At 64.5% G+C, this 23985-nt stretch carries 22 protein-coding genes; 13 read left to right on the top strand and 9 right to left on the bottom strand.

Annotated elements, in window-relative coordinates:
• The first annotated feature begins 162 nt into the window (after positions 1–162).
• The 5 genes from GTW58_RS04405 to GTW58_RS04385 all read left to right on the top strand — a co-directional run bounded on the left by GTW58_RS04405 (position 163) and on the right by GTW58_RS04385 (position 5985).
• Positions 163–1149: a tetratricopeptide repeat protein gene (locus GTW58_RS04405; RefSeq protein WP_231559424.1), complete on the top strand. Its 987-nt coding sequence runs from the start codon at positions 163–165 to the stop codon at positions 1147–1149.
• Positions 1150–1210: 61 nt separating this feature from the next.
• A complete protein-coding gene (locus GTW58_RS04400) occupies positions 1211–2053 on the top strand; it encodes an ABC transporter ATP-binding protein (protein WP_052209582.1) in 843 nt (280 codons plus the stop codon).
• Positions 2035–3693 (top strand): hypothetical protein, encoded by a 1659-nt coding sequence (locus GTW58_RS04395; protein WP_119932559.1) that lies wholly within the window; start codon positions 2035–2037, stop codon positions 3691–3693. Before GTW58_RS04400 ends, GTW58_RS04395 begins: the two co-directional genes overlap by 19 nt.
• Before the next feature lie 68 nt (positions 3694–3761).
• Entirely contained in the window at positions 3762–4058 is a 297-nt protein-coding gene (locus tag GTW58_RS04390) for a DUF3039 domain-containing protein (RefSeq protein WP_052209593.1), read from the top strand.
• A gap of 133 nt (positions 4059–4191) precedes the next feature.
• On the top strand, positions 4192–5985 hold the full coding sequence (locus GTW58_RS04385; protein WP_119932617.1) for a DEAD/DEAH box helicase: 1794 nt from the start codon (positions 4192–4194) through the stop codon (positions 5983–5985).
• A 74-nt stretch (positions 5986–6059) separates the two neighbouring features.
• On the opposite strand, the gene GTW58_RS04380 is transcribed toward GTW58_RS04385, so the two are convergent.
• Positions 6060–6737, bottom strand: a complete 678-nt coding sequence (locus GTW58_RS04380) for an isochorismatase family protein (RefSeq protein ID WP_119932560.1) — start codon at positions 6735–6737, stop codon at positions 6060–6062.
• Positions 6738–6772: 35 nt separating this feature from the next.
• On the bottom strand, positions 6773–8101 hold the full coding sequence (locus tag GTW58_RS04375) for a nicotinate phosphoribosyltransferase (RefSeq protein WP_370448263.1): 1329 nt from the start codon (positions 8099–8101) through the stop codon (positions 6773–6775).
• 143 nt (positions 8102–8244) lie between these two features.
• Here GTW58_RS04375 and clpS point away from each other — a divergent pair, with 143 nt between their 5' ends.
• From clpS to GTW58_RS04340, 7 genes are all read left to right on the top strand, one after another.
• A complete protein-coding gene (clpS, locus tag GTW58_RS04370) occupies positions 8245–8682 on the top strand; it encodes an ATP-dependent Clp protease adapter ClpS (protein ID WP_081993929.1) in 438 nt (145 codons plus the stop codon).
• Complete coding sequence (locus GTW58_RS04365) at positions 8682–9281, top strand: DUF2017 domain-containing protein (RefSeq protein ID WP_047690531.1); 600 nt, start codon at positions 8682–8684, stop codon at positions 9279–9281. Before clpS ends, GTW58_RS04365 begins: the two co-directional genes overlap by 1 nt.
• Before the next feature lie 77 nt (positions 9282–9358).
• Complete coding sequence (murI, locus tag GTW58_RS04360) at positions 9359–10327, top strand: glutamate racemase (protein WP_052209584.1); 969 nt, start codon at positions 9359–9361, stop codon at positions 10325–10327.
• Complete coding sequence (locus GTW58_RS04355; protein ID WP_052209585.1) at positions 10324–11178, top strand: MBL fold metallo-hydrolase; 855 nt, start codon at positions 10324–10326, stop codon at positions 11176–11178. The genes murI and GTW58_RS04355 overlap by 4 nt, the downstream gene beginning before the upstream one ends.
• 76 nt (positions 11179–11254) lie before the next feature.
• A complete protein-coding gene (rph, locus tag GTW58_RS04350; RefSeq protein WP_047690598.1) occupies positions 11255–12028 on the top strand; it encodes a ribonuclease PH in 774 nt (257 codons plus the stop codon).
• Positions 12021–12716 carry an RdgB/HAM1 family non-canonical purine NTP pyrophosphatase gene (rdgB, locus tag GTW58_RS04345; protein ID WP_081993934.1) on the top strand — a complete coding sequence of 232 codons (696 nt, stop codon included), beginning with the start codon at positions 12021–12023 and terminating at the stop codon, positions 12714–12716. Before rph ends, rdgB begins: the two co-directional genes overlap by 8 nt.
• On the top strand, positions 12710–13579 hold the full coding sequence (locus GTW58_RS04340) for a phosphotransferase family protein (protein ID WP_081993931.1): 870 nt from the start codon (positions 12710–12712) through the stop codon (positions 13577–13579). The genes rdgB and GTW58_RS04340 overlap by 7 nt, the downstream gene beginning before the upstream one ends.
• 65 nt (positions 13580–13644) lie before the next feature.
• Here the strand turns inward: GTW58_RS04340 and GTW58_RS04335 are convergent, their stop codons facing one another.
• Entirely contained in the window at positions 13645–14790 is a 1146-nt protein-coding gene (locus tag GTW58_RS04335; RefSeq protein WP_157980453.1) for an ADP-ribosylglycohydrolase family protein, read from the bottom strand.
• Between the two features lie 127 nt (positions 14791–14917).
• On the opposite strand from GTW58_RS04335, the gene GTW58_RS04330 reads away from it, so the two are divergent.
• A complete protein-coding gene (locus GTW58_RS04330; RefSeq protein WP_157980454.1) occupies positions 14918–16405 on the top strand; it encodes an MFS transporter in 1488 nt (495 codons plus the stop codon).
• 34 nt (positions 16406–16439) lie between these two features.
• On the opposite strand, the gene GTW58_RS04325 is transcribed toward GTW58_RS04330, so the two are convergent.
• From GTW58_RS04325 to GTW58_RS04300, 6 genes are all read right to left on the bottom strand, one after another.
• Entirely contained in the window at positions 16440–17102 is a 663-nt protein-coding gene (locus GTW58_RS04325) for an MBL fold metallo-hydrolase (protein ID WP_119932564.1), read from the bottom strand.
• A 94-nt stretch (positions 17103–17196) separates the two neighbouring features.
• Positions 17197–18324 carry an S-(hydroxymethyl)mycothiol dehydrogenase gene (locus tag GTW58_RS04320; protein WP_119932565.1) on the bottom strand — a complete coding sequence of 376 codons (1128 nt, stop codon included), beginning with the start codon at positions 18322–18324 and terminating at the stop codon, positions 17197–17199.
• A gap of 158 nt (positions 18325–18482) precedes the next feature.
• Positions 18483–19652, bottom strand: a complete 1170-nt coding sequence (locus tag GTW58_RS04315) for a YihY/virulence factor BrkB family protein (protein ID WP_052209590.1) — start codon at positions 19650–19652, stop codon at positions 18483–18485.
• A gap of 160 nt (positions 19653–19812) precedes the next feature.
• The gene (locus GTW58_RS04310; protein WP_047690536.1) at positions 19813–20274 is read right to left on the bottom strand and encodes a MarR family winged helix-turn-helix transcriptional regulator; all 462 of its coding nucleotides are present in this window, start codon (positions 20272–20274) and stop codon (positions 19813–19815) included.
• A 340-nt stretch (positions 20275–20614) separates the two neighbouring features.
• Complete coding sequence (locus GTW58_RS04305) at positions 20615–22099, bottom strand: malate:quinone oxidoreductase (protein ID WP_119932566.1); 1485 nt, start codon at positions 22097–22099, stop codon at positions 20615–20617.
• A 173-nt stretch (positions 22100–22272) separates the two neighbouring features.
• Positions 22273–23922: an ABC transporter substrate-binding protein gene (locus GTW58_RS04300; RefSeq protein ID WP_119932567.1), complete on the bottom strand. Its 1650-nt coding sequence runs from the start codon at positions 23920–23922 to the stop codon at positions 22273–22275.
• Positions 23923–23985 lie beyond the last annotated feature (63 nt).

Below are 23985 nucleotides of genomic sequence, written 5' to 3'. Positions count from 1 at the left end.
CCATGGCCATGGACAGGGAGATCAGCTGTCCATCAGCAGGGAGGTACGTGTCCGCCTACAGGGAGATTGGCGGTTCCTGCTCACCACCGGCCCCGTTCCCGGTGCGCGAACCTGTGCAACCGGCAACCGTGAGGGCGTCGGGCCCCGACTAAGCTGATGCCCATGAGTTTGAACCCCCAGAACCTGTCCCACCACTCCGGCCAGCACCCCGCCCAGGCAGCAGGGGATGCTCAATCAGTGCCCGCCTCGGTGCGCGGTGCCATGGATCTGGGGGCAGGTGCCAACAGTGCCCCAGCGGCGGAGGCCTCACAGAGTGCTTCGGCTCCATCAGCTGGGCCCGGCCGGTTCCGCAGGGACATTGCCGATCCCCAGCAGTTCCAGGCCGTGGCGGAGTTGTCCTCCCAGGTGCCGGTGGTCTTGGTCCTGACGGCGGGCTACGCACCTGAGTCGGGGCAGTTCGCAGATCAGCTGGCCGCCCAGATCGATCAGCTCGATGGTCGGATGGTGCTCAGCGGCGTCGACGTCGAGAAGGTTCCGGAGATCGCCCAAGCGCTGCAGGCGCAGTCGATTCCCACGGTGGTGGCACTGATTGGTGGACGTCCGGTCCCGATTGCACAGTCGGCCATCCCCATGGACCAGGTGGGTCCGGTGCTGCAGGAACTGTTGAGCCTGGCCCAGCAGAACGGGGTCAGCGGACAGGTTGAGCCCACCGCCGAGCAGAGTGAGCCCGAACCGCTGCCGCCGCTGCACCAGGAAGCCGTGGACAAGCTGGAGGCCGGTGACCTGGATGGTGCCCATGCCGCGTATGAGCAGGCCATCCGGGAGAACCCCGGGGACACCCAGGCCAAGTTGGCCATGGCCCAGGTGGAGCTGCTGCAGCGGGTGACGGTCATGGATGCCCAGGCCGTCCGGGATGCCGCGGCGGCCTCCCCGGATGACCTCAAGGCCCAGTTGGACGTGGCTGACCTGGACCTCTCCGGTGGGCACGTGGAGGATGCATTCCGGCGGCTGCTGAATCTTGTCCGCCGCACGGCCGGGGAGGACCGGGAGACCGTGCGCAAGCGTTTGATCGATCTGTTCGGTGTGGTGGGTGCGGAGGATCCCCGAGTGGTGGCGGCTCGCTCCCAGTTGATGCGCGCCTTGTTCTGATCCAGGTTGCGTCATACTTCTGGCCGATGGTGCAGGTGAAGCCACTGGATAGCCTGGAGGCATGAGCCACACCACCGCTGATCCGCATCCTCACCATCAGTCCGGACCACCGTGGGCCACGCCGCCTGATTCCTCCATGGCGGTCAGTCTCAGGGGGCTGACCAAGGTGTTCTCACCGGGTACGGAGCGCTCCAAGGTGGCGGTGAACCGGTTGAACCTGGAGGTGCCGCACGGGGCGTTCTACGGGTTGGTGGGCCGTAACGGTGCCGGCAAGACCACGGCTCTGTCCATGCTGACCGGTCTGTTGCGCCCCACGGAAGGTGTGGCCATGGTCTCCGGGATCGACGTCTGGGCGGATTCGCGCCGAGCCAAGATGGCCATGGGGGTGCTGCCGGACGGCATGACCTTCTTTGAACGGCTCTCCGGGCGTCAACTGGTCACCTATGCCGGATTGTTGCGTGGGATGGACCGGGCCACGGTGGCTCAGCGCACGGATGATCTTCTGGGCGCCATGGATTTGAGCGACGACGCCGGAACTCCCGTTCAGGACTACTCCGCCGGCATGCGCAAGAAGGTGATGCTTGCAGCCGCCCTGGTGCATGCACCTGGATTGCTGGTGCTGGATGAACCGTTTGAGGCCGTTGACCCCGTGTCTGCGGCCAACATCCGTGAATTGCTGCAGGGCTTTGCCCGCGCGGGCGGCACGGTGATCGTCTCCAGCCACGTCATGGATCTGGTGCAGCGCATGTGCGACCACGTGGCGGTTGTGGACAACGGACGACTGCTTGCTGCCGGAACGGTGGATCAGGTGCGCAGGGAGAAATCCTTGGAGGACACCTTTGTGGACTTGGTGGGTGGCCGCACGCACGTGGGGGAGGAGCTGTCATGGCTGCGCCCCCGGTGAAGCCCGAACCCGTCTCCACTGCCCGGGACATTCCCCGGGTGTCCCGCGGGCCCTCCACGGCGGCCACGGCGCGCCACCTCGTGAGCCTCAAGGCACGGTTGACCTGGGCCACGTTGACCCGCAGCCCGGCCGTGATCGTGGGTGTGGTGCTGGGCGCTCTGTGGGGCCTGGCCATGATGCTGATATTCGGCTTCATGCTGGTCTCCGTACCCAACATCCTGCCGCCGGAAGGTGTTCTGGCCACGGCGGTTGTGACCGGTGCAGCGGGCACCGTGCTGTGGTGGGTATTCTCCATCGTCTCCGGCAGGGCAGATGCCACGTTGCACGCCAGCCAGTTCGCACTGTTCCCTCTGCCTCGGACGGGTATTGTCCTGGGGCAGGTCCTGGGTGCCCTGGTGGGTATTGCTGGCCCCGTCACCGCCATCGGACTGGTTCTGCACGCCACCATGTGGCGCGAACAACCGGCGGCATTGATCACGGCCCTGTTGCTGATGCCGGTCGGTGGGGTGCTGATGATCCTGGGCAATCGGTGTTTCACCGCACTGGCTGAGCGCATGGCCGCCAAGCGCCGAGTGGGCGAAGCCATCACACTGCTGTTCCTGGTGATGCTGATGTTGGCCGGGCCCATGATCACCGCCGTCATGGCCGGTGTGGGGAGCTTGGGCGAGAGCCTGTACTCCGTGGCGGCAGTGCTCGCCTGGACCCCTGTGGGCGCGTTGTGGGCCATTCCTGCAGACATCGCAGCAGGTTCCTGGGTGATGGCGGCCGCGCGAATCGGCGTCGTGGTCTTGACCGGCGCGGCGCTGGCAGCGCTGTGGAACCGGGCACTGCGTACGTCACTGGAACAGGTCACAGGATCTGCGGCCACAGGCAGTGCCAAACAAGTTCACGGTGCGGGGCTGCTGGACCGGGTTCCCGCACGGCCGTGGGGCACGATTGCTGCGCGCAGCTTGATCTACTGGGTCAAGGACCCGCGGTATTCAGGATCCCTGGTGGTGATCCCCGTGATGTTCCTGGTGTTCTGGATCAGCTCCAGTGGCGGCATGGGCATGTTGTTGTTCGCCGGGCCATTCGTGGGATTCCTGATGGCCTATGCGATTTCGGCTGATGTTGCCTACGACCACAAAGGATTCGCCCTGCACGTCCTCACCGGCGTGCGCGGTTGGGAGGATCGTCTGGGCCGGGTGATCGGCATGCTGCTGCCCGGTGTGCCGTTGACCGGGCTGGCGCTGGTGCTGGCGTGCATGTTCAGTGATGCCTGGCATCTGCTGCCGGGGTTGACCGGGGTGGGGCTGTTGGCGTTGCTGGGTGGGGCCGGCATCAGTTCCGTGATCTCCGCCCGGTACACCTTTCCGGTGCCGTTGCCTGGCCAGTCACCGTTCAAGACCCCGCAGGGATTCACCGTGCTCAACATCTTGGCTCAAATGGCGGCCGTGCTGGTCATGGCGCTGTTCACGGTACCTGCCGCCGTTTTTCTGGTGGTCCAGATGGTCACGGGCAATCCCATGTGGGGCTGGCTGGGTCTGGTGGTGGGTGCGCTTGTGGCTCCTGCTGTGTGTGCCGGCGGCATCTGGCTGGGTGGCAAGTGGGTTGACGCCCGTGCACCTGAGCTGTTGAGCACGGTCTCCTCCTACCGGTGACTTTGACCACCCGTGATCCGTGAGGGTTGGCGAGTACACTGACCGGCATGACTTCCCACGATCACACCATGCCCGTGGCAGGCCCCTGGCCGTTCACCCGGTCCACCTCCAACGAGCCCGTGGGCGGAACCTCCACCATTGAGCGTGAGGAGACCCGCGAGCTGACCGAACCGGGTGATCATGAGAGATTCGCGCATTACGTGCGCAAGGAGAAGATCATGGAGTCGGCTCTTTCCGGGGATCCGGTCATCGCACTGTGCGGCAAGGTCTGGGTGCCTGGGCGGGACCCCAACAAATTCCCGGTGTGCCCCACCTGCAAGGAAATCTACGACGGCCTGCGTTCCCCGCAGGACGGCGGCGAGTGACCCGTCCCGCCGGACCCTCACGCCGAGCGTCCAACTTCGGACGATTCCGGACCCTCAGAGCCACCCGCATTGGACGCTCGGCAGGGTTTGACATGCTCTTTTGAAAGGTCCTTCACTGCCCGTGTCCGATGACATGCAGCCCACGTTGTTCGGTGGCCCGGCCGCTGAGATGCCTCCGGCCTACCCGGAGCGTGCAGCCTGGGGCACTGCGGGAAAGCTGCGCGCCTGGCAGGCGGAGGCACTGGAGAAGTACTTCGCCACACAGCCGCGTGATTTCATGGCCGTGGCGACCCCCGGCGCCGGCAAGACCACTTTTGCACTGCGTCTGGCACGCGAGTTGGTGGACCGCGGCAGCATCAACCGCATCACCGTGGTGTGCCCCACCGAACACCTCAAACGCCAGTGGGCCGACGCCGCAGCGCGGGTGGGCCTGGCCATCGACCCCAACTTCAAGAATGCAGATGGTCAGCACGCCCAGGGTTACATCGGTGTGGCCTTGACCTACGCGCAGGTGGGCATGAAGCCGCTGCTGCACCGGGCCCGCACGGAGCAGGGACGCACATTGGTGATCATGGATGAGATCCACCACGCCGGTGATGCCCTGTCCTGGGGTGATGGTCTGCGAGAGGCCTTTGAACCCGCCACGCGGCGTTTGGCCCTGACTGGCACACCGTTCCGCTCGGACACCGCTCCCATTCCGTTCGTGACCTACAAGGAGGATGCGGAAGGCATTCGGAGGTCATCAGCCGATTACACCTATGGCTACGGGGATGCCCTGAAGGACCACGTGGTACGTCCGGTGATCTTCATGGCCTACTCGGGCCAGATGCGGTGGCGGACCTCCGCGGGGGAAGAGATGGCCGCGGAACTGGGCGACGGTTTCACGAAGTCCATCACCGGCCACGCCTGGAGAACAGCGCTCTCCCCGGAAGGCCAGTGGATTCCCGCGGTCCTGCAAGGTGCGGATCGTCGCCTCTCCGAGGTCCGACGCACCGTTCCCGACGCCGGTGCCTTAGTGATTGCCACCGATCATCAGGATGCCAAGGCCTATGCAGCGTTGTTGCAGGCCATCACCGGGCAGAAGCCCACCGTGGTGCTCTCCGACGACAAGGCGGCCTCCCAGCGGATCGAGGAGTTCTCCGAAGGCGACCAGCGGTGGATGGTGGCCGTGCGCATGGTCTCCGAAGGCGTGGACGTGCCGCGGTTGGCCGTGGGTGTGTACGCCACCTCAACCTCCACCCCGCTGTTCTTCGCCCAGGCCGTGGGGCGTTTTGTCCGCGCACGCAAACGCGGTGAGATCGCTTCCGTGTTCCTGCCCTCCGTACCTGTTCTCATGGGCCATGCCAACTCCATGGAGCATGAGCGCGATCACGCCCTGGACCGTCCGGTTCAGGAGTCCGGCGAGTTCATCGACTTGGCAGAGACGGGCTGGGACGACGACGAATTGGCGGCCGCCAACCGCTCAGAGGCTGCGTCCTCGGAGCTTGCCGACGGCAGTTTCAAGGCTCTGGAATCGGATGCTTCATTCCACGGGGTGCTGTTTGACGGCGGCGAGTTCGGCGGGGGTGTGGCAGCCGGGTCGGATGAGGAAGCGGATTACCTGGGCATCCCCGGGTTGCTGGATGCCGATCAGGTGACCACACTGCTGCGGGAGCGCCAGTCCGAACATGCTCGGCGACGGTCCTCCAGCCCGGCACCGCAGGAAGCCGCGGCCCCCTCCGTACCGGATCACCGTCGGATGAAGGAACTGCGTCAGCAACTGTCCAAGAACGTTTCCGCGTGGTCGGCCAGGACCGGGAAACCGCACGGCGTGATCCACAATGAACTTCGCCGGGCCTGTGGTGGGCCCGCAGTGGCTCAGGCCACCCAGGAACAGCTGGAAGCTCGACTGGCCAAGATGCAGAACTGGTTCATCGGGAGGAAATGAAGTCTGCCTGCGCGCACGCGCAGACAGGCTGCAGTTCAGTCTGACTCACCAACGTTCAAGGACCCGCGCACCCATCAGTCACGGACCACCTCCACGCCTGCATCTTCCAGGGCCTCCAACACCGGCTCCAGGTTCTGCGGTGAGACCGCTGCCGTGAGATCTGCCAGCACCCGTGTCTCGTATCCGGCATCCACTGCGTCCTGGGCGGTGGCGCGCACGCAGTGGTCTGTGGCGATTCCCACGATGTCCACGGCCTCGATTCCGCGCTCCTGCAACCAGTCGTCCAAACCTTGAGCCTGACCGTCTGCAGAGGCGTCACGGGCCTCGTCTTCGGCAGATTCCTCGGTGTTGGCGAATCCGTCGTCGTCAGCGGACTCCTCCTCAAAGGCACCCAGGGGAGTGGAGGTCTCAGGTGCCAGGACCCCTTCAAAGCCTGAATAGGCGGCCTCGAACTCGCCCTTGCGGAACCAGGCCTCAATCCGGTCGGTCTCGAATTCGGCGTGCGGTTCTGCCCCGTCCGTGTCCGCCACGCAATGCACAGGCCAGGAGTCCACGTAGTCGGGGGTTTCGGAGAAGTGCGATCCCGGGTCCACGTGCCAGTCCTGGGTGGCCACGATCGCGTGATAATCGGGGTGGTGGTCCTCAATGAACTCGGAGATCGCTCCTGCAGTGGCAGCGCCTCCGGTCACGGCCAGGCTGCCGCCCTCGCAGAAGTCGTTCTGAACGTCAACAACAATCAATGCGGTGCGCATGAAAAGTTTCACACCCTTCAGATGTGCGGTGGTGGTCAGGATACCAGGACCGTGGGAATCACGGCCTCACCTTCGGACAGGCGGCTGGCGGCGCGCGGTAGCTCAGCCATGGTGGCGGCATGCCGTTGGCGGGCACGTTCCACCGCCGCCGGGCCGGTCCAACCATCCACCAGCTCGCCGTCGCGCACAAAGGTTTCCATGAGGGGGCGGTCATCGCCGTCGTCCACGGGGACCGTGTCCACGCCCACGATTTCGTGGGTGGCCACACCGTGGGCATCACGACGACGCAGCGCGGTCTTGCGGCCACCCACCGAACCTTTGCCGGCTGCCTTCTTGGCCACCGGCTCCAACTCACCGGCGGAGTTCTCGCGTGCCACCAGCTTGTAGACCATGGAAGAGGTGGGAACACCGGAACCGGTGACCAGGCGGGTGCCCACTCCGTAAGCATCCACGGGAGCGGCAGCCAGACTGGCGATCGCGTATTCGTCCAAATCGGAGGTGACCGTGATGCGGGTCTTGGTGTTGCCCAGCGAATCCAACAGATCGCGCACCCGTCCCGCCTGGGCCACCAGGTCCCCGGAGTCCAGGCGCACCGCGCCCAGTTCGGGACCGCCCAGTTCCACGGCCTTGCGAACGGCGGCGTCGACGTCGTAGGTGTCCACCAACAGTGTGGTGCCCAGCCCCTGTGCCTCCAACTGTGAGCGGAAGGCGGACTGCTCGTCGTTGTGCAACAGGGTGAAGGAATGGGCCGCGGTACCAATGGTCTTGACCCCGTAGCGGTAACCGGCTTCCAGATTGGACGTGCCGGTGAAGCCTGCGATCACGGCGGCTCGGGCGGCGGCCACGGCGGCCTCGTCATGGGCCCGGCGTGAACCCATCTCCAGGCACGGGCGCTCACCTGCAGCCGAGGTCATGCGGGAGGCCGCAGAAGCCACGGCGGAATCGTAGTTGAGCACGGAGAGGATGTAGGTCTCCAGCATGCAGGCCTCGGCAAAGGTGCCATCCACACGCAGGATCGGGGAATTGGGGAACCAAGCATCACCTTCGGCGTAACCCTGGATCTGCCCGCTGAAACGGAAATCAGCCAGCCACTGCGCAGTGGTGGCATCAACCACCCCGGTGCGTTCCAGGAACTCCAGGCGTTCGCCGTGGAAGCGGAACTGGGCCAGTCCCTCCAAGAAACGTCCGGTTCCGGCCACGATGCCGTAGCGGCGCCCGTTGGAGAGTCTGCGGGAGAAGACCTCGAACACGCTGCGACGCAGTGCGGTGCCGTCACGCAAGGCGGCTTGCAGCATGGTGAGTTCGTAGTGGTCGGTCAGCAGCGCGGTGGGTGCCGGGCTCCACGTGGAAGTGTTCGCGTTCACAGGTGCCACTGTATCCGCAACCGCTGACCCCGGGCCCCGCAGACCACCACCGGCGTCCCCGCCCACCACCATTGGCATCCCGCCTACGGCTATTGGCACCCCCGCCTACGATCATTGGCAACCCCGCCTACGATGGAGGGATCATGACTTCCCTTGACCACACCCGCGCCGTCGCCTGCGGTGCCCACACGCCCAGCCGCCGCATCAAGGTCCAAGCCCCGTCCGTGGTCCCGGCCGGTGGGCTCATCACGGCTGGGCCGGCACTGGATCAACGGCCGGAAACCCACGCCACGGAAGCCACAGCCACGGACACCCCTTGGCAGGTGGTGGTCTGGGACGATCCCGTGAACCTGATGAGTTGGGTGACCTGGGTTTTCCGCACCTACTTCGGTTTTTCCCAGGCCAAGGCGCACCGCCTGATGCTGGAAGTTCACACCAACGGCCGGGCCGTGGTGGCATCCGGGTCCCTGGAACAGGCAGAACAGCACGTGGCCGCCCTCCACGGATTCGGGCTCTGGGCCACGTACGAGCGTGCCGGTGGATCATCCAACGGCTCGCAGACCCCCGGAGGTGGTGCCTGATGGCACAAGGTTTCCGTTCCACTCCCCACGGGATGATCGCCCGTTTGGACCAGCAGGAACGCGGCCTGCTGCGTCGCCTGTTCGAGGACGTCATCTCCATGCTCGAACCCGAGGACCTGGACGACGCTTCCATTGACGGCACCCACGATCCTCTGGAAGCACTGCTGGGGTTGACCGACGACGCCCAGGTCCCCAGGGATCCTGCCGTGCACCGGCTGCTGCCCAATGCCAGCTCGGACGAGCAGCGCTCGCAGGAGTTCCGCCGCTACACGGAGCGGTCCCTGCGGGAGGAAAAAGTGGGCGCGTTACGCCGTTCGGCCATGGAAGTGGAACACGATCCCGTGCAGCTGGAGGGCGCTGCCATCCAGGACTTCTCCCGAGCACTCAACGACGTCCGGCTGGTGCTGGCCACTCGGTTGGAGATCGACTCGGAGGAGGACGCCCGCCGGGTGGAGAAGATCGCCTCCCAGGTCAGGGTGCGGAAGATTGAGGACTCCCAGACTTACATGGCCGTGGTGTACGGATTTGTCTCCTGGCTGCAGAACTCCTTGGTGGAGGCCATGCTCATGGATTTGCCGGGGGATCACGTTCACCCGTGATTCACGTCTCATTCATGAAGTGAGGTGCGTCTCGGATTGCAAGCAATGTGCAGACTTCCCACTAGCCTGTGAATCCTATGCACTCAGAATCACGCATTCCGGTCGAGGGGGACCGTCCTGTGGTGCGTCCCGTGGCGGACGCACCCATTGGCGTGTTCGACTCCGGGGTGGGTGGGCTCACTGTGGCTCGGGCCATCATCGATCAGCTGCCCAATGAGCGCATCATCTATGTGGGTGACACCCAGCACGGACCATATGGTCCGCTGCCCATTGCCGATGTCCGGGCCCATGCCCTGCGGATCATGGATGAGCTGGTGGACAGTGGCGTGAAGCTGCTGGTCATCGCCTGCAACACTGCATCGGCTGCGGTGCTGCGTGATGCCCGGGAGCGTTACACCCACACCTACGGCATTCCCGTGGTGGAAGTCATCCAACCGGCAGTTCGCCGGGCCGTGGCCTCCACACGCAACGGCAAGGTCGGAGTGATTGCCACCCAGGCAACAGTTGGTTCACGCGCCTACGAGGACACTTTTGCCGCGGCTCCGCAACTGGAGATCCACTCACAGGCCTGCCCGCGGTTCGTCCCGTTCGTCGAGTCCGGTGTGACCACCGGACCGGAGGTTCTGGCCACCGCCCAGGAGTACCTGGCCCCGTTGTTGGATCAGCAGGTGGACACCCTGGTTCTGGGATGCACGCACTACCCGCTGCTGACCGGTGTCATCTCCTACGTGATGGGTGAGGGCGTGACCTTGGTATCAAGTGCAGAAGAGACGGCAAAGGACGTCTTCCGGGCGTTGGTCGGTCATGACCTCGCCCGAACCCAGGCTCCCGCAGAGCCACACGAGTTCCTGGCGACCGGTGACCCTGAGCCATTTGCGGTTCTGGCCCGGCGGTTCCTGGGCCCGGAGGTGGCGCATGTGCGCCATGTGGGTTCAGTGGCCGAACAGTTCCCCACGGGCTCCCTGTCCACGATCACCCCGGAAATGCTGGCCGTTGCGCGCGACGAGGCCCTGCACCCAGTGAAATCGGAAGGTACATCAGCATGAACCTGACAGTCATCGGTTGCACCGGATCCTTTGCGGGCCCGGACTCACCTGCCTCCAGCTACCTGCTCACCGGCACGGACCACGACGGTCGCGTGTGGCACGTGCTGATGGACATGGGCAATGGTTCCCTGGGTTCTCTGCAGCGCCACATCGACCTTCATGAACTGGATGCAGTGATCATCAGCCACCTGCACCCTGATCACTGCGTGGATCTGGCCGGATTGCACGTGGCCGTCAAATGGGATCCGCGCGGATGGCCCGGGGACCGGATCCCGGTCTGGGCGCCCAACGGCACCCACGAGTACTTGGCAGCAGCTCAGGCCATGGACGCTGATCCGGGCATGTCCACCGAATTCGTCTTCAGCGAATGGCAGGATGAACAGACCGTTGACATCGGTCCGTTCCGAATCACCCCGTATCGGGTCAACCACCCGGTCCAGGATCCTTATGCGCTGCGGATTGAATACGACGGCGCCCAGGGCAGCAGCGTGCTGACCTACTCGGGGGACACAGACTCCTGCGAGGGATTGGTTCGTGCGGCCCGCCACGCCGACCTGTTCCTATGCGAGGCCGCCTACCAGGAGGGGCGCGACGAGTACCGCGACGTTCACCTCACCGGGTTGCGTGCCGGACAGGCTGCGCAGGAAGCAGAAGTGGATGAGTTGATGCTCACGCACATCCCGGTGTGGAACTCACCCACCAAGGCCGTGATCGAGGCCGCCTCCGCCTATGACGGTCCCATCGCCTTGGCCCAGCCGGCCACCACGTTCCGGATTGTTGCCGATGGCGACCGACGTGCGGGGCGCGCTGTGAATCCCGGCACCCGTGCCGGGATCGGGTCCCGGCGCTGACGGTTTGACGCAGCCCGTGGTGGGCTGCGGATGGCTCACGTTGGTCACCACCGTGTGCCGGTCTATTGTGGGACACATGAGCCCCCAACCTTCCCAGAGCGCGACTGCATCCACTGATTTCCGGCGAGCAGATGGACGGGCAGTCAACGAGCTGCGACCCATCACCATCACCCGCGGATGGTCGCAACAAGCTGAAGGCTCTGCCTTGATCGAGTTCGGCGGCACCAGGGTGCTGTGCACCGCATCCGTCACGGAAGGCGTGCCGCGCTGGATGCGCGGAGAGGGTCGCGGTTGGGTCACCGCCGAATACGCCATGTTGCCGCGCGCCACCTCCACGCGGTCGCAGCGCGAGTCCATCAAGGGCAAGGTGGGCGGTAGAACCCACGAGATTTCACGCCTGATCGGGCGCTCCCTGCGCGCCGTGATTGACCTTCACGCACTGGGTGAAAACACCGTGGTGCTGGACTGCGACGTTTTGCAGGCCGACGGCGGCACGCGCACCGCAGCCATCACGGGCGCCTATGTGGCACTGGCAGAAGCCATGGCCTGGGCCCGCAAGGAGGGTCTGGTCAAGGGACGTCCGCTGACCGACTCCGTTGCTGCCGTGTCCGTGGGAATCATCGACGGCGTGCCCATGCTGGATCTTCCGTATCCGGAGGATGTACGGGCCGAGACGGACATGAACGTGGTCATCACAGGCAGCGGTGCCTTTGTGGAGGTTCAGGGCACCGCAGAGGGTGCTCCGTTCAACCGGGATGAGTTGGACGGTTTGTTGGATCTGGCGGTGGAGGGCTGTGCGGAGCTGGCGCAGATCCAGCAGGCCACCTTGGGAGATGGCGGCCATGCCTGACCCGGATTCAGGTGCACGTCTGGTCCTGGCCACGCACAACCAGGGCAAGTTGGCTGAACTGCGCAGCATGATTGCTCACGCGCTGCCTGAACTGGACGTGGAAACCGCTGTTGTGGACGCAGGATCTTTGGGCCTGCCGGAGGCCGTGGAGGACGGTCTCAGTTTCCGCCAGAACGCACTGATCAAGGCACGTGCGGCAGCCGCTGCCTCCGGATTGCCGGCTGTGGCGGATGATTCGGGCCTGTCCGTGGACGTCCTGGGGGGTGCGCCTGGGATCTTCTCCGCCCGGTGGGCCGGACGCCACGGGGATGACCAAGCAAATCTTGACCTGCTGCTGGCCCAACTGGGTGACATTGCAGATCCCTACCGCACTGGTGCGTTCGTGTGTGCAGCAGCCTTGGTGACTCCCAGCGGTTTGGAGCACGTGGAACACGGAGTGCTCAAGGGCACCTTGCTGCACCAGCCGGCTGGCGACGGCGGGTTCGGCTACGATCCCATCTTTCAGCCAGAAGGCATGGAGGTTTCCTGCGCGCAGCTGACCCGCAGTCAGAAGAACGCCATCAGCCATCGCGGGCAAGCCATGCGGGATCTGCTGCCCCACGTGGTGGCTGTTCTGGGAGATCAGGGGTGCCATCCGGCCCAGGTGAATGCGCGTGATGGTTCCAGGCTTGAGGATCCGCCGTGGTAGCCCAAGCCTTGCGGCGCATGATGCCTTTTGCGGACGTGGTGGATGCCGTCCTGGAGGATTTGGGGGAGCGCAGCGACTGCACGCGGTGGTCGGTGGTTCCCACCGGTTCCTCCCACCTTGTGGTGGAGATCGACAAACGCATATCCGTCCGGATCGCCAAGAACCCGGCGGCGCGTGCCAACCTGGCCCGCCGCAGTGAAGTGTTGCGGCGACTGCCGGAGTACGACTTCCAGATACCGCGGCCATTGACGGAAACCAAGACCGTCAAAGGCCACACGGCAGTCGGTCTGACCTGGGTGGAGGGCTCCCACCGGACCTCGGATGTTCCCGCTGAGACGCTCAAGCACCTGCTGGAGCAACTGTGGGACACGGACACATCAGGGTTTGAGTCCTATCTGGATCGGCCGGGCCAGCATTGGGGAGGGCACCGCCGCCGCCACGTGATCCTTGATGAAGTGGTGCCGTTGCTGCTTCCCCGCAACCGGGAGCTGGCACGGGAAGCCATTCACGACCTTGCTGACCTGGATGTGGTCACCCCGCGGTTGGTCCACTCTGACCTGATGAGTCACAACATGTTGTGGCAGGGCAGGGAGCTGTCCGGCGTGATTGATTGGGACCACGCCTGTATGGGGGACGCGGCGCAGGACGTCGCCTCCCTGGCATTGTGCTTTGGGTGGGACACCTTGGATGCAGTTCTGGACCCGAACATCATGCGGCGTGCGCGCCTGCATGCTCGGATTGTGCCCATGCAGTCCGTGGCCTACACGTTGGTGCAGGACATGGACACCGCCCAGGTCAATCAGGCCGTGACCCGCGCCGATGAATGGATCGACACCCGGCTTCGGCGCTTGCTCAAGCGCTGAGCGTGGGCCGCAGTGGGCCAGCCTCCGGGTTGATGGCGGTGTGGCCTGTGATCAGGCTCCTGGCATCACACCGAGTCTGATGTGGCCACGCCCAACTGTTCACCCCACCGGGCAGCCACCTGTTGGACGGTCTCCACCAGCGCCTCCGGAACCGCCGGTCGGCCCGCACCAGTGAGTGCCGTCAGACCACCGGCCGCACCTGCCAGGGCACAGGCCAACGCCTCCACCGCTGGATCCGTGGCCGGTGAATAGTCCAGGACGCAGCCACCGTGGAGTTCACGGTCAAGAGCTGCCCTGATCCCTGCCGCCAGCATGTTTGCGGCCCCGGTTGCGGGCATGGACTCGTCACCGGCGCCGTCCATGGACATGGTTCCATCTGCGTCGGCAGATCCAACAGGTGTGCCCAGGTCGGCTGCGTCGTCGTGGGTGTGTGTCTGTGTTGAACTGAGAACGGCCTCAAGCGCCGTCACCGTTGCATGCCCGGGCCGGGTGACCTGCGGCAGGATCTCCACAGTGGCCTTCAGGGCGCGATGGACGGGCTGGGGATCGCCGCGCAGGGCGGCTGTGGCGGTGGCTTGCACCATCAGTGCCGCGCCCACAGAAGCCACCTGGGCCTCCGGGTGTCCGTGAGTGATGGCGGCACCGTTGACGGTCATGGCTGTCACGGACTTCCAACCCGTGGGAAGCAGCCCCAGCACCACGCTGCGCAGTACAACGTCTGGTTCTTGAGCTTCTGGCAGCACGGGGCGCTCAACCTCTCCCATGGCCCCAGTGCTCAGGGCCTCCAGGCTCTGACGGGTGGCACGGGCCCCGGCACCAGCCAGGATGGCGTTCGACACCGCGGCGTCCAACCACCGGGGCAATGGCGATGGTGCGGCCTCCGGCCACGGGGCCTCCAGCGATCGAAGCCACCGCAGGTAGGCCAGCCACAGACACGCGTTCTCATCAGCCGGTTGGCCGGCGTTGGCCCACTCCAACGCCTCCAGCAGCCCGTCCGCTGTGAATAACGTCATCAGCGTGTATGGCGTGCTCTGGGCTTGCTCCGCAATGCTCGCGCCCTGTGATCGGAGCTCACCCACAGCCAGGCCTTCCAACACGGCGGCAAGGCGTTGCGGGACGTCCGGCAGGCAACCGTCAAACGCGGCGTCTGCTGAGAACAGAGGGCCATCGGGGCTGGTGGAGGACGTGCTGGTGGGGTCAACGGAAGCCATCCCGCCAGTATGGTCCATGTGCCTCAGTACGGGCCGTTGCCCGGTACGCTGGGCAGGTCGAGTTCACTCGGTGCTGCACGCAGGATCTCCGCCGTGCAGCACCCGTGCTGCAGAGGAAGGATCCACGGTGAGCAGTTCTTCGATCCAACCTTCGGGCGGCACCTCCGAGTCCGACCCACTCACATCGTCCCCGAATCAGGACCCGCACGGTCACAGCACACCTGACGTGCTGCCCGATGGGGACCAGGACACCGAGTCAATCTCGGGGCACCGACGCCAGCTGGTGCCGCTGACCAACACCTCAACGTTCAACGGGTGGAACAACGGAACCACCCTCAACGATCTCCTCTTCGGAGACTCCCAGCGGTTGCGGTCCGTGGTGGGTCGCTGGTACCTGGTGCTCACACTGCTGGTGCGACTTCCCAGCGTGATCATGCCCTTAAGTGTTCTGGTCTACGTGGCCGTGGCCTCAGGATCCGGTTGGTGGGGGGCACTGTGTGCAGGCAGCGTCTACTTCGGCCATGCCATCTCCACGTGCGTCACAGCACTGTATGCCCCGTGGAAGCACTACCAGTGGGGCATATTGGCCCAGACCGTGGTTCAGGTGGCAGCCGTCCTGTGGCTGGTCCAGGCACTGGTGGCCCAAGCCCACGATCCCTTTGGCACCTGGCCCTGGTATCTGTGTTTGTTGGTGGGGGCAACTTCCCCGCAGCTGGGGATTGCCACACGCCTGCGGTGGCCTTCGATCCTCAGGGAACACAAGGATCTCTCCCTGACCACCTCGACCATGCGCCACGAAGCCGTCATGGACGCCCTGGCCATGGTCCTGGGCGCCTTGGTGGCAGGCATGATTGCCATCACCGCAGGGTCCCTGGTGGGAATCATGGTGGGTTCTGGTCTGCTGGTGTTGAGCACCACTGTGCTGCTGTTGCATCGGACCGCGGGTTTGCCTGTGTGGGGGACCGCGCTGTGGGTTCCGGCCAGCAAGAGGCTCAACAACGCTGAACGACGACGACGCCGTGCCCGCCGATTCGTCCGCTTCCTGCCCATGCTGGGCGGTGGATGGCTGGGTCTGCTGTGGGGCTCCGTGCAGATCGGGCTGGTCTACTTTGCGGCCAGCTTTGACGTGGTGGAGAGCATCGGCGCTCAATTCGCGGCCCTGGGATTGCTCTCCGCCATCTCCGCCGTGATCACGGCAGGCTTTGACGTCCGGCGACCCTGGAACTTGTGGATCATCTGCGCAGCTGCTGCCGTGTTGGCCACCATGCTGATGTCAGTGCCGTCTGGCCCCTTCAGCATGCTGTTGGTTTTGGCCGTGATCGGCGCCGCCACAGGCCCCACGTTGGTGGCGGTGTTCGGCATTGTCCCGCTGATCAGCCCCAGGCGTCTCACGGTCGGACTGAGCGCCATCACGCACGTGTTGATCCAGTTGGGACTGGCTGCCGGTTTGATCACGGCTGCGGGTCTGGCAGGTGTTGGTGGCTATCAGACAGTGGCGCTGATGCCGGTGTTGGCCTCAGCCCTGCTGTTGGCCACGGCCTTTCTGTTCATTGACCGCCGCCGGCGCGTGCCCATGGACATTCCCCGTAGCGCACGCCGGTCACCCCCTGTGTGAGCCGGGTGACCGGCATGCGCCGGCAGGACACGGATCAGCGACCGCGGGCCAGCCATTCCTGGACGTCCTGGGCCTCCGTGCCGATCAGCGTGGAGTCACCATGCCCCGTCAGCACCACGGTTTCCTCCGGCAACACCAGCAGGCGCTCCCGGATGGAGTCCACAATGGTGGGGAAGTCCGAATAGGAACGCCCGGTGGCGCCGGGACCACCTTGGAACAAGGTGTCACCGGAGAACACCACACCCAACTCCGGGCTGTGGAAGCACACGGAACCCGGCGAGTGGCCGGGGGTGGTCAGGACCGTCAGGCCGACTCCGTCCAGGGTGAAGACCTGACCGTCCGCGAGTTCACGGTCAGGGGCCGAGTCGGGGTGCACGGCATCCCAGAGCATGCGGTCCGCCGGGTGCAGGTGGATCTCCCCACCAACCCGCTGCGCCGTGTCCTTCACAGCCCGAATGTGGTCGTCGTGACCGTGGGTCAACAGGATGCCCTTGACGGTGCGGCCGTTGACGGCTTGTTCCACGGCCTGGGGATCATGGGCAGGATCGATCACAAAACACTCAGTGTCCGTGCCGACGATCCAGACGTTGTTGTCCACGTCCCATGTTCCGCCGTCCAGGGAAAACGTGCCACTGGTGACGCAGTTCTCCACGGTGACGTTGCCATCTGCTGAGGTGGTGACTTGGGTGACGGTCATGCGTAGCTCCTGTCTCTGAAAGATGTGTGCACGGTTGTGTCTCAACCGTGTGAGTTCTTCATGAGCGGCGGATGAGTCGGTGCATCCGATCCGGTTACTGCTGGTTGCCGCTTGCGACGGTGGACAGGGCCTCCATCTCCACCACGGAACGCAGCACCTTGCCGTCACGCATCTTGGCGAAAGCGGGCTCGACGTCGTCCAGTCCGATCCGCTCGGAGACAAAGCCGTCCAGGTCCAGATTGCCCAGTCGGTAATGGTCCACGAACATGGGGAAGTCCCGGTTGGGCAGGCAGTCGCCGTACCAGGCGGACTTGATGGAGCCACCGCGGCCAAAGACCTGATCCAGCGGGATCTCCCACGTGGTGCCGGGATTCGGGACTCCCACCAGGACCAAACGGCCTGCCAGGTCACGGGCTTCAAAGGCTTGTTGGAAGGTGGCAGCCACACCCACTGCATCCACCACCAGATCCGCGCCGTTGCCGCCCGTCAGTTCACGGACGGCTTCCACGGGGTCCTGTTCCTTGGCGTTGATGGTGTGCGTGGCGCCAAAGCTGCGTGCCGTGGCGAGTTTGTCGTCATCGACGTCCACGGCAATGATCGAGGTTGCGCCACCGAGCTTGGCGCCGGCAATGGCCGCCGTGCCGACTCCGCCACACCCGATGACGGCCACGGATTCGCCCCGCTTGAGGGCACCCGTGTTCAGCACAGCACCCAGGCCCGCGGTCACGCCACAGCCCAGGAGTCCGACCGCTGCGAACTGTTCGGGTTCCAGGTCGCCGTCGATCTTGGTGCACTGACCCGCAGCAACCAGGGTCTTGTCTGCAAAGGCACCGATGCCCAATGCCGGGCTGAGTTCGGTGCCGTCCTTGAGGGTCATCTTCTGGGTGGCGTTGTGGGTTGCAAAGCAGTACCACGGTTCACCGCGGCGGCAGGCGCGGCATTCACCGCACACGGCACGCCAGTTCAGAATCACGCGGTCGCCCACGGCCACCTCGGTCACGCCGTCACCGACGGCGGAAACCACGCCCGTTGCCTCATGCCCCAGAAGGAAGGGGAAGTCGTCTGAAACTCCACCCACCTGGTAATGGTGGTCCGTTTGGCACACACCGCAGGTCAGGACATCCACCAGTGCCTCTCCCGGTCCGGGATCCGGCACCAGGATGGTTTCAATGACGGCGGGCTCGTTCTTTGCCTTGACCACTACGGCCTGGACTTCATGCATGGTGCGCTCCGATCGTGGATGGGTCGCAGGGCTCCGGCATCTGAGCCGAAAAACCACTGGGGTGCAGATACCAGGGGAAACGCGGCAACTTTCAGGGTCACCGTGATCGAAAGGTACCTGCACCCCAGTGTAGGCGCGAGCTCAGACACTTAAATGAGTCAGCGTGTTTCAGTGCGTTCCCGCTCCAGAACCTGCTTGGTCTCACCGTTGAAGTTGGCCACTTCAGCCTGGCCGTCACGGCCGCTGTCCTTGCCACTCTGGCTGTAGTCCACGGTCTCGTGAGCGAGCCGGACCTTGCGGCCCTCCTCAACCATCTTCTCGTGCTTCTCCAACGCCTTGGTCACGGCCTTCACGTCACGCGGGGGCAGATGGAGCATCTCCTCGGAGGGCAGGCCGGCCTCCAACTCGCGTCCACGCTGGAGTTCGGCATCGATTTCGGCGCCGAAGAGCAGAACGTTGTTGAAGATCCAGATGCCCAACAGACCCAGGATCACACCACCGATGACTCCGTAGGTGTCTGCCTGGGAGGCGAACTGAGTGGCGTAGATGGAGAAACCCACAGCGGCAACGATCACGCCGATGATGGCAAAGACAGCACCGGGGGAGACCCACTTGAACTTGGGCTGCTGAACGTTGGGGGTGGCGTAGTAGAGCACCGCAACCAGCAGGATCAGCAGCAGGAGCACCACCGGCCACTTGGCGATGTTCCAGACCATCACGCTGGTCTCACCCAGGCCAATGGCATCTCCCAAGGTGCGGGCAATGCTGCCGGAGAGCAGGACCATCAGGAAGATCAGCACCACAGTGACCACCACAAACAGGGTCACGGCCAACATGGAGGCCTTGTGCTTGATGAAGGTGCGTCCCTCAGAGACGTCGTACACGCGGTTCATGGCGCGGGAGAAGGCTCCCACGTACCCGGATGCCGTCCAGAGTCCTGAGGCCACACCAATGATCAACGCCACGATTCCAGCGCCTGTGGCTTGCGTGAGGTTGGTGATGGTGGGTTCCAGCAGGGTGTTGAGTTCCTCAGGGACACGTCCGGCCAAGAACTCGGTGATGGCATCCGCAGTCTGTTGTCCTTGTCCGAAGACACCCAGAAGGGAGACCACGGCCAGCAGACCGGGGAAGACGGACAGGACCGTGAAGTAGGTCAGCGAGGCTGCCAGGTCGGTGCATCCGTCCTGGGTGAATTCCGCCAAGGAACGCTTGAAGATGTACTTCCAGGACCGCTTGGAAACCTGGGTGGGGTTCTCCGGCTTGGAGGAGTTGTCCGGAGCGGGGGCCTCGGCCCGCTCCAGGGTTTCACGGAGGGTGTTCTTGGACACGATCTCTCCCTTGTGGTGGTCGGTGGCGGGCGTGGATTCGTCATGTCACAACCGGTCAGCCCTTTGGCCACGACATGCACAAAGCCTCCCATCAGTGTACTGATGGGAGGCTCCGTGTGTGGCATCCGGCGGGCCGGTCGGACCGGGATGCGTTGTGGGGTCAGTCGCTGAGGCTGTGGCGCAGGCGATCGGACAACCTGGTGAGGATTCGTAGTTCCTCCGTGTCCAGGCCGTTGGCCATGACCTCATGAACATGGCGATCGAAATGTTCGGCAATGCGCTCCTGCAGGTCATGACCGTCTTCGGTCAGCCTGATCCGCAGGCCCCGGAGGTCCTGGGGATCTTGCCAGCGGTGCACAAGACCTTTGGACTCCAGGCGTTCCAGCATTCGCGAGAGGCTCGACTGGGTGAGCAGAACGTACTCGTTGAGCTCGTTGAGTCGGATGCCACGATCGTCTGCCCGAGAGAGGTTGAACAGGACGTCGTATTCGCGCATGGAAAGATCCGCGAACTCCTCGCGGCGCTGCAAACGCCGCATCACCGTGACCTGCGCACGGTACAGCGCTTCCCACGCTGCCGTGGAGGTTTCTACCGGGTCATTAGTGGTTTCTCTGATGGGCACGGAGCTAATAGTAAGCGATGTGACAGCGGTAGATCTGGTGATCCCGTCCGCTAATGTGCCCCAATGTAAATGAATTAGCATCTACGGGGGCAGGGGGTGATTTCGGCGAGTGCATCGTGGTTCGTCGTCGTGGTCTGTGGCTTGACTGGTGGGGACGCGGCCACCGGAGCCTGCGGGGAACGGCGCTGCGGGCGCGCCGGCAACGGCGGCACAACAGCAAGAATCCGGGGGCGACGTCGTGTCGCCCCCGGATCTCTCATGGTTTCCTCACCGTGCACCGCGTTACCGCACGGGCCGCGTTCACCCCGTGCGGGAAGGGTGGTGTCAGCTCAGAGCAGGGTCACTGAATCCCCAGGACACCTGCCGTGTGGCCCATGATTTCGTCTGCGAGTGCGGCGTCAGTGTCCAGCGCCCGACCGTAAGCCGGGATGAGCTGGGTCAGACGGGATTCCCAGGTCTGCCGGTGGTTGGGGAAGCACTGCTGCAGCAGGTCCAACATGATGGGCACAGCTGTTGAGGCTCCGGGGGAGGCGCCCAAAAGGCCTGCGATGGAACCGTCCCCGGCCGTGATCAGTTCCGTGCCGAACTGCAGAACACCACCCTTTTGCTTGTCCTTGCGCATGACCTGAACACGCTGGCCTGCGTGGACCAGCTCCCAGTCGTCGCCGTCAGCAGTGGGGTAGTACTCCTGCAGAGACTCAACCCGCTGGGCCTTGGACTTCATCAGTTCGGAGATCAAGTACTTGACCAGGTCCATGTTGGCCAGACCCGCACGCGTCATGGGGTAGATGTTGTCCGCCTTGACGGAACGCGGGAGGTCGAACAGGGAGCCCTGCTTCAGGAAGTTCGGCTTGAATCCGCCGTAAGGGCCGAACAAGAGCGACTTCTTGCCGTTCTCGTACCGGGTGTCCAGGTGCGGCACGGACATGGGCGGGGCGCCCACAGAGGCCTGACCGTAAACCTTGGCGTTGTGCTGCTCGGCGATCTCCGGCTTGGTGTTGCGCAGCCACAGACCGGAGACCGGGAAACCACCGAATCCCTTGATCTCGGGAATGCCGGACTTCTGAAGCAGCGGCAAGGCCCCGCCGCCGGCGCCCACGAAGACGAACTTGGCGTTGATCTCCCGGGTGTCCTCAGAGTTCAACCGGTTCTTGGTGGTCACTGCCCACGTACCGTCGGAGCGCTTGGTCAGGTTGGTGACCTGGGTGCCGGTGCGGATCTGACCGCCGTTGGCCGAGATGTGCTGCACCAGACGCTTGGTGAGTTCACCAAAGTTCACATCCGTGCCCTCGGGGGAGAACGTGGCGGCAACGGATCCAGCGCCGCGCCCGCGCATGGTGAGCGGAGCCCAGGCGGCCAGCTGGTCGCGGTCCTCGGAGAACTCCATGCGCTCAAAGAGCTTGTGCTGCTTGAACGCCTGGTGACGGGCCTTGAGGTAGCGGACATGGTCGTCGTTGAAGACCATGGAGATGTGGGGCACCGGGTTGATGAAATCAGAGGCCCGCCCCAGCTTGCCTTCTTCCACCATGGTGGCCCAGAACTGGCGGGAGGTCTGGAACTGCTCGTTGATCTTGACGGCCTTGGCCGTGCCCACGGTCCGGTCAGGGTTCAGTGGGGCGTAGTTCAACTCGCACAGAGCAGAGTGTCCGGTGCCGGCGTTGTTCCAGACACTGGAACTCTCCTGACCGATACCATCCAGGCGCTCCACAAGGATGATGTTCCAGTTGGGCTCCAGCTCCGTGAGCATGGCGCCCAGCGTGGCGGACATGATGCCGCCGCCAACCAGAAGTACGTCGGTGGACTCGGTGGTTGTCGCTTGGGTCACTGTGGGGTCTCCCGTCGTCAGACACGGGGGCCTGACTCATGGTGCCCCTGCGCTCATAGATACGTTCCAGATTAGTCCGACAGTGATCTTTCACGCACACCGAACGCGCGGTCCGGGGCCACATTGCACCACCGGATACCGTGCTTCACCCAGGTCAGGGTGCCTTGCCAAGTTCAGGGTGCCTCGTTGAGCCGAATGGCGTTGAACTCCTCGAAGCCCGTGGAGCTCAGGGGGAAGCTGGCCGTCCGGGAGTTCACGGCCACACCGGTCGTCGGGAAGGCCAGGGGCATTGCTGCCTTCTCCTGAATCACGCGACCGTTGGCCCTGCGGTAGAGCTCCTGGCGGTCCTCGCCGTCGTCAACGTTGGCGGCGTCGTTGATCAAGGTGCGCAGCGACGGCGAATCCAACCCGAGTTCAGGGGTGGGTGCGCTGAAAAGTGTGGCCGTGAAGTAATCGGGATCCCGAAAGCCGCCGTTGACACCGGACAGGAACAGTTCATGGTCCTGCGACCTGGTACGCAAGGTTTCCTCGTAGATGCTCCACGGCACGGGAACGGGAGAGATCTCAAAGCCGGTCCGCGTGAGCTGGGCTGAAATATCGGCATAGAGGCGTTCCGGTTCCAGGGCCCACGACCGTGAGGCCCCCGTGGGGTACAGGAAGCGCAACGGCGCGCCGTCGTACTGCGAGGCACCCAGCAGATCCCGCGCCTCCTGAGGGTTGTAACCCGGGAAGCCGACTTCAGTGTCCGGGACGTTGAAGCGGGCGGGCAGAAAAGCCTGCGCCACGTTGGTGCCCTGCGGGTAGTGGTCCCGGACCACTGCCTGACGGTCGATCGAGGCCATCACAGCCTGACGGACGTTGATGTCCGTGAAGGCCCCGCTGCTGCTGTTCATGCCCAGGTAAGCCACCGAATACGGGTCCCGTTGCAGGACCTGCACACCTTCGCGTGCCAACGGTGCAAAAGCGTCCAGCCCCACCAGGTCATAGCCGTCCACCTGCTCGTTGCGTAACGCCACGTAGCGCAGTTCGGTGTCTGGGATGGCCACGAATTCTAAAGTGCCGATCGGCCCCAGGTCACCCCAGTAGGTCTCAGAGGCTTTCAACACCACGGATTCACCGGGGCGCTGACCGGAACCGGAGTCCAGCCCCGCCTGGACCTTGAAGGGCCCCGTCCCCACGGGCGCAGTGCCCACGGTGTCCGCAGAGATCGACAACGGCGCCGCGACGCCGAAGGCCGGGTGAGTCAGGGCCTTGGGCAGGGACGGATGCGGGCGGCGCAGCAGGATTCGCACGGTGGAGGAATCCACCGCTTGGCACTCCTGATAAATGGAACCCTCCGGCGCACCACGGCGGAAGACGGCGTCGAACAAGCTGTGCCGGCCCGTGCTGGAATCGCGAACCGAGGCGGCGGCCCACCTGTTGAAGTTGGTCACCACGGCCTCGGCGTCGAACCCGGAACCGTCGTGGAAGAACACGCCCGTTCGCAATGCGAAGTCCCAACTCAATCCGTCCTCGCTGGAGCGCCAGGCGGTGGCCAGCGCGGGTACGGGCTCACCGGTCATGGGATCCGGGGCAACCAACCCGTCCAGGATCTGGCGTGCGATCCGGTGCGTTTCCAGATTGTCCGTCAGGGACGGATCCAGTGACGGGGCCGTGGCGGCGTTGGCGAACACATAATGCGCCGGAGCCACCGGCTGGGAACTTTGCGAGGAAGGCTGGTCATCAGCTCGCGCACATCCAGACGTGGAAGTCAGGGCGGCAGAACCCAACAGGCCACCTGCGGCCGCGGACAGGAAATGACGCCGGGAACACCGTGATGTCATGAGACTCCTCTCCACCTTCGCCCAACATGGTCACTGCGGATCACCCATGGTGTGGTCCTTCAC

The organism is Kocuria subflava (assembly GCF_012163155.1).
In the GTDB taxonomy this organism is placed as follows: Bacteria; Actinomycetota; Actinomycetes; order Actinomycetales; family Micrococcaceae; genus Kocuria; species Kocuria subflava.
The sequence above is the reverse complement of the archived record's forward strand: the minus strand, read 5'-3'. Positions and strand labels throughout refer to the sequence as shown.

Coding starts and splice junctions, on each gene's coding strand:
- GTW58_RS04405 (WP_231559424.1), top strand. CDS start 163: ATGAGTTTGAACCCCCAGAACCTGTCCCACCACTCCGGCCAGCACCCC.
- GTW58_RS04400 (WP_052209582.1), top strand. CDS start 1,211: ATGAGCCACACCACCGCTGATCCGCATCCTCACCATCAGTCCGGACCA.
- GTW58_RS04395 (WP_119932559.1), top strand. CDS start 2,035: ATGGCTGCGCCCCCGGTGAAGCCCGAACCCGTCTCCACTGCCCGGGAC.
- GTW58_RS04390 (WP_052209593.1), top strand. CDS start 3,762: ATGCCCGTGGCAGGCCCCTGGCCGTTCACCCGGTCCACCTCCAACGAG.
- GTW58_RS04385 (WP_119932617.1), top strand. CDS start 4,192: ATGCAGCCCACGTTGTTCGGTGGCCCGGCCGCTGAGATGCCTCCGGCC.
- GTW58_RS04380 (WP_119932560.1), bottom strand. CDS start 6,737: ATGCGCACCGCATTGATTGTTGTTGACGTTCAGAACGACTTCTGCGAG.
- clpS (WP_081993929.1), top strand. CDS start 8,245: ATGACTTCCCTTGACCACACCCGCGCCGTCGCCTGCGGTGCCCACACG.
- GTW58_RS04365 (WP_047690531.1), top strand. CDS start 8,682: ATGGCACAAGGTTTCCGTTCCACTCCCCACGGGATGATCGCCCGTTTG.
- murI (WP_052209584.1), top strand. CDS start 9,359: ATGCACTCAGAATCACGCATTCCGGTCGAGGGGGACCGTCCTGTGGTG.
- GTW58_RS04355 (WP_052209585.1), top strand. CDS start 10,324: ATGAACCTGACAGTCATCGGTTGCACCGGATCCTTTGCGGGCCCGGAC.
- rph (WP_047690598.1), top strand. CDS start 11,255: ATGAGCCCCCAACCTTCCCAGAGCGCGACTGCATCCACTGATTTCCGG.
- rdgB (WP_081993934.1), top strand. CDS start 12,021: ATGCCTGACCCGGATTCAGGTGCACGTCTGGTCCTGGCCACGCACAAC.
- GTW58_RS04335 (WP_157980453.1), bottom strand. CDS start 14,790: ATGGCTTCCGTTGACCCCACCAGCACGTCCTCCACCAGCCCCGATGGC.
- GTW58_RS04325 (WP_119932564.1), bottom strand. CDS start 17,102: ATGACCGTCACCCAAGTCACCACCTCAGCAGATGGCAACGTCACCGTG.
- GTW58_RS04320 (WP_119932565.1), bottom strand. CDS start 18,324: ATGCATGAAGTCCAGGCCGTAGTGGTCAAGGCAAAGAACGAGCCCGCC.
- GTW58_RS04300 (WP_119932567.1), bottom strand. CDS start 23,922: ATGACATCACGGTGTTCCCGGCGTCATTTCCTGTCCGCGGCCGCAGGT.